Here is an 8,838-nt window from a genome sequence, read left to right as displayed (position 1 = left end):
TTGTAACATCAATCCCTCGCATTCTTAAACCTTTAGCGATCGCATTAGAGACGCTTTCATCTAGGTGAAACTTAAGCTTATTGGCCATTATTTCCCTTTAAAAGTTTTTCGACCAATGAAGGTTTATCCCCTTGTAACTGTTTAGCAAAATTTTCGCTGGATTCAATATCTTGGCGAATTTCTTCTCGATGCTCATGGTAATAAGCTAAAGCTGCATAAACATCAGCTAAAGTAATCGTTGGATAATTATAAACAATTTCATCAGGACACATCGCCATTCTTTCATGCCAAATAACAATGTCTTGTACCTTAATACGATGTCCAGCAATACGAGGTTTACCGCCACAAACACCGGGTGTTACTTCAATATGCTGTTTAAGCACTAAAGATGACATAATAACTCATTTACTCTACTTCTAGATATCATAGCATTTTTCTTGAAAAAACGCAACCACCGATCTTTTAGGATACGTTACCTAACGTGCCTTTTAATGTGAAACATTTGATACATTTTCATATTATTATCCGTTACGCTATGCTAACATATTCTACTGTTACTGCTACAATTGGCTCCAAAGACCACTATAACCAACTAAAACCATGACTCAAGCCACTTTTGCAGAAATACTAGAAGCAACTGAACAACTTCCCCGAAAAGATCAAGAACAACTTATTCACATTTTAAAAAAGTGAAAGACATTGACGAGGCTCAACAATACCTCAACAACTAATGGAAGAGATTCCGGCAAGATTAAAATAAATTAAGGTCATCTGGCCGCAGTCAGTTTTAACCGACTGAAAATATTACTTGGTTTGAGGAGCTTTTTAAATTGACAGACGAGCGCGTTTATTGGTTAGCATGGTCAAGTATTGCTGGAGTTGGGTCAATTTCCCTAAAGCGACTCTATCAACATTTTGGCAGTGTCGCTGTGGCCTGGAATGCCACCGATACTGCGATCGCAGAAGTGGCGGGATTTGGCAAAAAGTTAATGGTAGCGGTACGGGAAGGGCGATCGCAAATTGACCCAGAAGCTCTTTTCGCCGAACATATCCAGAAAAACCCCCTTTTTTGGACTCCTAGCGACCCAGAATATCCCCGCTTTCTCTGGGAAATTCCCAGTCCTCCCCCCTTACTTTACTATCAAGGAAAGGTCAATTTAGAGGAAAATCAGGGAAATATCCCCACCGTCGCCATTGTGGGTACTCGTAACCCCACGGATCACGGCCGGCGCTGGGCGCGGCGCTTAAGTACCCTTTTGGCCCAACAGGGATTTACTATTGTTTCTGGTATGGCCGAAGGAATTGATGGCGAGGCACACCAAAGCTGTTTAAAAGCGGGGGGAAGAACGATTGCCGTCTTGGGAACGGGGGTCGATGTGGTTTATCCTAGTCGTCATCGGCAGCTACACGCGGACATCCAAAAGCAGGGTTTAGTTATTAGTGAACATCCTGCCGCAACTCAGCCGAATAAAGCCCATTTTCCCAGTCGTAATCGCATTATCGCCGGTTTAAGTCGCGCGACTATTGTTATCGAGGCCCCAGAAAGGTCAGGCTCCCTAATCACAGCTAATTATGCTAACGAATTCGGCGGCGATATCTATGCTTTACCCAATTCTCCCGATATTGCTGCCGCTAGGGGTTGTTTACAACTGATTCATCAGGGAGCAGAAATTATCGTTTCTGAGGAGAAATTATTAGAAATGTTGGGGGCAATTCCCACCGCAAACCAATCCGCACCAGTTAATCTCTCCCCTTCACTCCCTCTAGAGACATCCCCGGCCTTTAATCCTGCTCCTCCAGTCAATCTAGAACCTAGACTAGCACAAGTGTATCAGTTATTTGACAGAGATGCCCTGTTGTTTGACATTATTGTTGAAAAAATGCAAATCCCCACCTCAGAAGTGGCGGGGATCTTATTGGAATTAGAATTAATCGGTTTAGTGACTCAGTTACCCGGTATGCGTTACCAGAAAACCTAGTCAACTCCTCTACAGGTGTTTATCTATGGTGGTAGCTAAAGTGGTTTTCGGTACAGCCCCGACCACCATATCAACTTTTTGACCTCCTTTGAAGATCATCAGAGTGGGAATACTGCGAATCCCATACTGACTAGCGATAATGGGGTTTTCGTCGGTGTTGAGTTTCACCACCTTGACTTGCCCTTCGAACTGTGCGGCAATTTCTCCCACAACGGGAGCCACCATTCGACAGGGGCCGCACCAAGGAGCCCAGAAATCCACTAGGACAAGGTCGGCACTATCTAAAACTTCATCTTTAAAGGTGGCATCTGTAACGGCAGTAACCTCTGACATACTTAAGAAATCCTCTAGTAATCACGGTTATCTAGAATACGCAAAAATTCCGTTCTAGAGATTCGTGGTGCGATGTTGACATTCCACTGGTGAAAAGGACGAGAACTAGCTCTAAATCCACTATAGAGGCCTTAACTTGCATCAGAGGTAGCTTCTTGGATTAATTTCACAAGGGGTATTCTTCTATTTTATAACCCTAGAGGCTCTATTTTGACTTTTTTTTGATAAAGTTTTGTAATATTGCCCGAGTCAGGGATGGGTGATCACAGCCGGATAAAATTTTCTTGAAGAAAAACCCGAAAAGTCAGCGATTTTATCTAGACTTAACCTGAGTTTGATTATGATCGCCATAGGCCACCTCCTAATTGAGCTTTTCTATGAAAATTCTGGTCTTAAATGCGGGATCGAGCAGTCAAAAAAGTTGTTTGTACGATTTAGAGTTTCTCCCCGGCCATCCTCCGCAACCAATTTGGCAAGCGGGGATCGATTGGACGGTTAACCCTGATTACGCGGTTTTAACGGTAAAAGCTCAGGGAATTAAACAGGAAATTAATCTTTCTAGTCAAGACCGTCCGGCGGCAATTGCTCGGATGTTAGATACCTTAGTCACTGGCGAAACTAAGGTAGTAGCCAACCTCGCCGACATTAGTATAGTCGGTCATCGAGTTGTCCATGGTGGCACGGAATATTCCCAGGCAACCATGATCACTCCCCAGGTCAAAGAAACGATTAAAAAGCTGATTCCCCTGGCTCCTAGCCATAATCCCGCTCATTTAGAAGGAATTGAAGCGATCGAGCAAGTTTTGGGCGATGTTCCTCAAGTAGCAGTGTTTGACACCGCTTTTCATCGTTCTATCCCTCCCGAATCTTCTCTTTATCCCATTCCCTACCAATGGAGTGAACTGGGAATCCGTCGCTATGGTTTTCATGGCACCAGTCATCAGTACTGCTCCCAACGAGCCGCCGAATTGTTAGGAAAACCCCTAGAATCGTTGAAAATGGTGATCTGTCATCTGGGCAATGGTGCTTCCCTATCGGCAGTCAAGGGGGGTAAAAGTATCGATACTACTATGGGATTTACTCCCCTAGAGGGATTGATGATGGGAACCCGCAGCGGTTCGATCGATCCAGGGATTCTGATTTATCTAGAGCGAGAATATCAATATAATCCCGATAGTTTAAATAGTTTACTCAATAAAGAATCGGGTTTAAAGGGAATTTCTGGTATTTCTGGGGATATGCGGGCAATTACGACGGCGATGGCCGAAGGCAACGAGAGGGCAAAATTAGCATTTGAGATGTATATTCATCGTCTGAAAAGTTTAATCGGATCGATGATTGCTTCTCTGGAGGGGTTGGATGTGTTGGTATTTACGGCAGGAATCGGCGAAAATTCAGCTTTAGTACGGGAAAAAGCCAGTCAAGGCTGGTCTTTTTTCGGTTTAGAGTTAGATTTAGCTAAAAATGCCGCTCGTCCCCGGGATGAGGATATCGCCAGCGAGACATCTAAAGTACGCGTGATGGTAATTGCTACGGCGGAAGATTGGGCGATCGCACGAGAATGCTGGCATTTATCTCAATAGACCTTACCTTTGGCCATTCTCTTTTGGCTGTTCCGTTGCGGGAATCTCCATAATCGGATGGTTAAGAGCAATCATCAAATGGTCTCCCTCTTGGCTAATACTGCTCGGACTGCTCGCCATTTGGGAGAGGGGATCATTGCGTCCCGAGACGAAGTAGGAGCCAACAGCGATCGCCATAGCGGTGAAAATTGCGCCACCATAAACATAATATTGCCGACGACGCTGACCATCGACTTTTCTGAACACCTGTTCTGCTAATCGGTCGCTGGCCATAGTAGCCGGTACGGGAATTTGCTTTAAATTAGTTTGTAATCCCAAGAGCTGCTGATAGAGTTTTTTAGCGGCAGCATCATGGTCTAACCAATGCTGAACTAGCTTCCGTTCCTCTACCGTTACTTCGTTATCAATATAGGCGCTAATTAAATCGAAACGATGAGCTTCTTCGTTATCCTCATCTAAGAATAAAATATCCTCGGTTGCGGAGTTGGAATCGCTGTCATCGTGACGTAACAAAGACTTGATCCATTGAACGTCTTCGGGTTGATAATTATTCATGGTTGACCTCGACCAGAAGCGATCGGTATACAATCACTTTTTACCAGCACGGAGCTAGTTAAATTTAACGACTCCTCATTTCGACCGTTAGTGCCGAATCACCACAATTTTATTTAGCCTTCCGTAAAATAGGGCTGTAAAACAGATTGTAATTTAGCGCGAGCGCGAGCAATGCGGGATTTAACAGTTCCTAAAGAAACTCCCGTCATCTCGGCAATTTCTTCGTAGGCCATGCCTTCAATTTCTCGCAGAATAATAGTTGTCCGAAAAGCTTCTGGTAAATCAGCGATCGCCGCCTGTAATTGATCGTAGAATTCGTGGGTGGTGAGATGTTCATCGGGACTGGGGTAATCGGACTCGATATCCCAATCGATTTCGCCATCTTCCACGCGCCGGGGAGCATCGAGGGAAATGGGGTGATTAACCCGCTTGCGTTTCCGCAATTCGTCGTAAAAAAGATTAGTGGCAATGCGACTTAACCAACCGCGGAACTTGAGGGGTTCATGGAGACGGTTAATATTGCGATAGACGCGAATCCAGACCTCTTGAGCCAAATCAGCGCGATCTTGCCAATCGGGAGCCAAATGATAGAGTAATTTATCAATATGAGCTTGATAGCGCCGCAGCAGTTCCGCAAAAGCTGCTCGATCGGGCTGGCACCCTTCCTGACAGCGTGCAATTAGATCGTAGTTGGAGAGTTTGTCAGGGGACACGGGGTTTTGAGACTTTTTGGCCTCAAGTGACCAAGATGCTGGAATCGATTGACTCATGGGATTTCCTCTAGGGATATAAACTCCTCACTCAGAGCTTGAGGACGGGAGAATTCAGTAAAGGTTCCCGAAAATAAATAATTTTTTTTCCATATTCTGATTCTAACCGATCGGGGCATTCATCTGGGGGAGCAAGGGAGCAAGGGAGCAAGGGAGCAAGGGAGCAAGGGAGCAGCAAGTGGGGAGGTGGGGTAGTGGGGAGAATACATAAAAGCTGTCTCGGAGTCTCGGAGTCTCCTGAATAGCTCTGTAAGTTAGGTTTTTTCCTTAGCGAGAATAAAGACGCTGCCCTCGCTGCCGCGGCCGATGCGGAGATCTTCATCGAGATAGGTGATATCGAGCCAACCTGTTTGTTGGCGATTATTGAAAGAAAAATCGAGGGGAGGAAATTTTTTGCCACTTTCGATCGCTTCGATAAATTCTTGGGGAGAATGATAATTGAGAAGACGTTGCAGACCGAGGATCGAGCGCTCAAATTTGACCATTACCCGACGCTCGGATGTGGGTTCAAAGGTAGCGGAGACGATTACTGCCCCTTCTAGCCAAGGTACGCCGATAATTTCGGCGATATTGTAGAGTTTGGCCTTGTTCAGGTCGAGATATTGATAAATTTGCCCTAATTGCAAAAAAGGTAGGCGATCTATTCCCAGAATGTTGCGGCTGCTGGTGAATAGCAAACGCCAATTGCCCCCTAATAGTTGTTTAACTTCGAGGGGATGGGGATGGGGATTGTGATCCTCCAATTGTTCGATCGCCGCTAAAATCCGCACGCGGTCGCTTTCCGTGGCCAGGAGTCCACGATTTCTACCAGCGATCAATTCTAATAATTTCGCTTTGGCATCCATAGAATCTCCCTTATTTTATAAACTACCTCGACCCGCTTGGCGATCGCTCAAGGTTTTTGCTGGTTCCAAGAGGCTCACCCGCGCCGATGATTTCAGGGTTTCAACGGAGTTTTCACCCCAGTGAGCGGCATTTTCAACCGTTGGCCTTATTATTTTAACACAGATTAAATGCCGCAGTTTTAAAACTTTTTCATAACCGTAATTAAGTGATCAAAATAGGGAGTAATTGCGGTTTTTTCTGGGTCTCTAAAATACGCTAAACTGTATGCTTTTAAAGCTTCTAAACCCGAAATCATCGCCCCTAATGGTACTTGCAATTCTTGGTAAAGAAGACGCATATTTTCCAATCCCTCGGCACTGGTATAGGGAATCTGTTGTCCGACGACACCGTAGGTAATACAGCGTAAAAAGTTCCAGAAATCACGCCAACAAGCTTCGGCGCGGTGGGGTGGATAAAGATCGCCCCCGGGTTGAAGAATGGTAGGAAATTGGCTGAAGACAGTCTGACGGGCGTTATCGACGATAAAATTAGCATTATCCCGCAGTTTTCGAGCTTGTTGACTAGAAACAAGTAAATCAGGCTCTAAATTGACGATAGTATCTAAATCGCTATCGCTGAGATAGCGATTTTGCTCATCCGCTTGTTGCCAAATAGCGATCGCTGCTTGCTGATAGGGCCAATTAGCGAAACTAATGATTCTCGCTTTTGGGATTAATTGCTGGGCGCGCTCACTCAAAGGCATCGATCGCTCTCCGTTAGGTCAGATTAGGCAGTTAAGATCACTTCTATCATAAATGATCGAAAAATTAGCGATAACTCCAGATTTTTTGAAATCTATCCAAGAGGATCGCTTACAATAAACAAAAGCTAAGTCATTATAATTTGATCATCATGTCAGTTTTAATAGCGATCGGTGTACTTGCCCTATTAATTGTCGTTCACGAATTGGGTCATTTTGCCGCTGCTCGTTGGCAATCTATCCATGTTAATCGCTTTTCCATCGGTTTTGGTCCAGCTTTAGCTAAATATCAAGGTAAAGAAACGGAATACGCCCTCCGCGCCATTCCTTTAGGGGGTTACGTTGGTTTTCCCGATGACGATCCCGATAGTCAAATTCCCAATAACGACCCTGATTTATTACGCAATCGTCCTGTTTTCGATCGAGCTATCGTCATTAGTGCGGGAGTAATTGCTAATTTAATTTTTGCCTATTTTTTGCTTGTTACCCAAGTCGCTACCGTGGGGTTTCCCCAAATTAACTATCAAGAAGGGGTAATTATTCCTGAAGTTTTCACTGCTGAAAATTCGGTCGCTAAACAAGCGGGAATGCAAGCGGGGGATATTGTTCTCGCTATCAATGATCAGCCCCTTGGTGCTTCTCAAAATGCCATTATTGACTTCCGTGACATTATTCAATCTTCCCCCGATCAACCCCTAAAATTAACCATCAAACGCCCCACAGAAACGATCAATTTAATCGTTACTCCTGAATTGGGAAGTGATGGTCAGGGTAAAATTGGGGTGAGATTGGCTCCCAACGGTGAAGAAACTCGCCTGAAAGCCGATAATTTTGGTCAAGCTTTTAGCTTAGGTGCGGGTGAATTTCAACGATTAATTGTATTAACCGTTCAAGGTTTTGGGCAGTTAGTTAGTAACTTTAAAGACAGTGTTCAACAGGTAGCAGGACCGGTTAAAATTGTCGAATATGGAGCGGCAATCGCTCGTAATGATGCGGGTAATCTTTTTCAATTTGCCGCCCTAATTAGTATTAACTTAGCGGTAATTAATATTCTGCCTTTACCTGCTCTTGATGGCGGTCAATTAGTATTTTTATTAATCGAGGCTTTGGTAGGTAAACCTCTCCCGACTAAACTGCAAGATAACATCATGCAAACAGGTCTAGTTTTACTCTTAGGATTAGGAGTTTTCTTAATCGTGCGCGACACGGCTAACCTAGCAGTTTTTCAGGATTTATTCCAGTGATGGCCCCTCGAAAAAAAACTGAACCTCAACTGCACGCCCTAGAGATTTTAAGCAACTTAAAGCGATTATATCCAGAGGCAACCTGTAGCTTAAATTATCAAACTCCCGTGCAGTTATTGGTGGCAGTTATTCTCTCGGCACAATGCACTGATGAGCGGGTAAATAAGGTGACGCCTGCTTTATTCGCCCGTTTTCCCGATGCTAAATCCTTAGCTTTTGCCGAGCGAGAGGAGTTAGAAACCCTGATTCGTTCCACGGGATTCTATCGCAATAAAGCTAAAAATATTCAGGGTGCTTGTCAAAAAATCCTCAAGGATTTTCAGGGGGAAGTACCCAAGACAATGGGGGAATTATTAACTTTACCCGGGGTAGCTAGAAAAACGGCTAATGTGGTACTCGCTCACGCTTACGGGATTATTGAGGGGGTGACAGTAGATACCCACGTTAAGCGCTTAAGTAATCGTTTGGGTTTAACTACTAATAACGATCCGGTGAAAATTGAACGGGATTTAATGGCTTTACTACCTCAACCGGATTGGGAAACTTTTTCTATTAGTATTATTTACCACGGCCGGGCGGTTTGTAAAGCAAGAAATCCCGCTTGTTTTTCCTGTCAATTAGCCTCTCTTTGTCCCGCAGCAAACAGTAACCAGTAAACAGTAAACTCACACCTGATAAGTAGGGAGGCACAATTATTGGTAGGATGGGTTAGCGGTAGCGTAACCCATGCAGGCGTTGGGTTTCATGCTTCAACCCAACCTACGTTCATCTTATATTTAATTCCACTGA

Annotated in this window: 10 protein-coding genes; 4 read left to right on the top strand and 6 right to left on the bottom strand. The window is 44.5% G+C overall.

Translation table 11 applies throughout. The annotated features are described in order from the left end of the window. Window positions 1–77 precede the first annotated feature (77 nt). A complete protein-coding gene (locus PX636_RS14090) occupies window positions 78–395 on the bottom strand; it encodes a DUF433 domain-containing protein (RefSeq protein ID WP_002765820.1) in 318 nt (105 codons plus the stop codon). Between the two features lie 435 nt (window positions 396–830). Here PX636_RS14090 and dprA point away from each other — a divergent pair, with 435 nt between their 5' ends. Beyond that, window positions 831–1,979: a DNA-processing protein DprA gene (gene dprA / locus PX636_RS14085; RefSeq protein WP_288117624.1), complete on the top strand. Its 1,149-nt coding sequence runs from the start codon at window positions 831–833 to the stop codon at window positions 1,977–1,979. Window positions 1,980–1,988: 9 nt separating this feature from the next. Here dprA and trxA read toward each other — a convergent pair whose 3' ends face one another. After that, window positions 1,989–2,312, bottom strand: coding sequence for a thioredoxin (gene trxA / locus PX636_RS14080; RefSeq protein WP_002759773.1), 324 nt, complete (start codon window positions 2,310–2,312; stop codon window positions 1,989–1,991). 377 nt (window positions 2,313–2,689) lie between these two features. On the opposite strand from trxA, the gene PX636_RS14075 reads away from it, so the two are divergent. Then, window positions 2,690–3,895 (top strand): acetate kinase, encoded by a 1,206-nt coding sequence (locus tag PX636_RS14075; protein WP_288117623.1) that lies wholly within the window; start codon window positions 2,690–2,692, stop codon window positions 3,893–3,895. A gap of 3 nt (window positions 3,896–3,898) precedes the next feature. On the opposite strand, the gene PX636_RS14070 is transcribed toward PX636_RS14075, so the two are convergent. The 4 genes from PX636_RS14070 to PX636_RS14055 form a co-directional block, all read right to left on the bottom strand. Next, window positions 3,899–4,450: an anti-sigma factor family protein gene (locus PX636_RS14070; RefSeq protein ID WP_002797655.1), complete on the bottom strand. Its 552-nt coding sequence runs from the start codon at window positions 4,448–4,450 to the stop codon at window positions 3,899–3,901. A gap of 113 nt (window positions 4,451–4,563) precedes the next feature. Further along, window positions 4,564–5,220: a sigma-70 family RNA polymerase sigma factor gene (locus PX636_RS14065; RefSeq protein WP_002759776.1), complete on the bottom strand. Its 657-nt coding sequence runs from the start codon at window positions 5,218–5,220 to the stop codon at window positions 4,564–4,566. Between the two features lie 254 nt (window positions 5,221–5,474). Beyond that, entirely contained in the window at window positions 5,475–6,065 is a 591-nt protein-coding gene (locus PX636_RS14060) for a PAP/fibrillin family protein (protein WP_002797657.1), read from the bottom strand. Between the two features lie 179 nt (window positions 6,066–6,244). Beyond that, entirely contained in the window at window positions 6,245–6,808 is a 564-nt protein-coding gene (locus tag PX636_RS14055; protein WP_002797658.1) for a bilin-binding protein, read from the bottom strand. A 149-nt stretch (window positions 6,809–6,957) separates the two neighbouring features. On the opposite strand from PX636_RS14055, the gene rseP reads away from it, so the two are divergent. Both rseP and nth read left to right on the top strand, forming a co-directional pair. After that, window positions 6,958–8,049: an RIP metalloprotease RseP gene (rseP, locus tag PX636_RS14050; RefSeq protein WP_002797659.1), complete on the top strand. Its 1,092-nt coding sequence runs from the start codon at window positions 6,958–6,960 to the stop codon at window positions 8,047–8,049. Continuing rightward, window positions 8,049–8,705: an endonuclease III gene (gene nth, locus PX636_RS14045; RefSeq protein WP_288117622.1), complete on the top strand. Its 657-nt coding sequence runs from the start codon at window positions 8,049–8,051 to the stop codon at window positions 8,703–8,705. Before rseP ends, nth begins: the two co-directional genes overlap by 1 nt. The last annotated feature ends 133 nt before the right edge of the window (window positions 8,706–8,838 follow it).

The sequence above is a fragment of the Microcystis sp. M53598_WE2 genome (genome assembly GCF_030067735.1).
GTDB classification, from domain to species: Bacteria; Cyanobacteriota; Cyanobacteriia; order Cyanobacteriales; family Microcystaceae; genus Microcystis; species Microcystis aeruginosa.
This window is presented reverse-complemented; position numbering and strand designations above follow the sequence as displayed.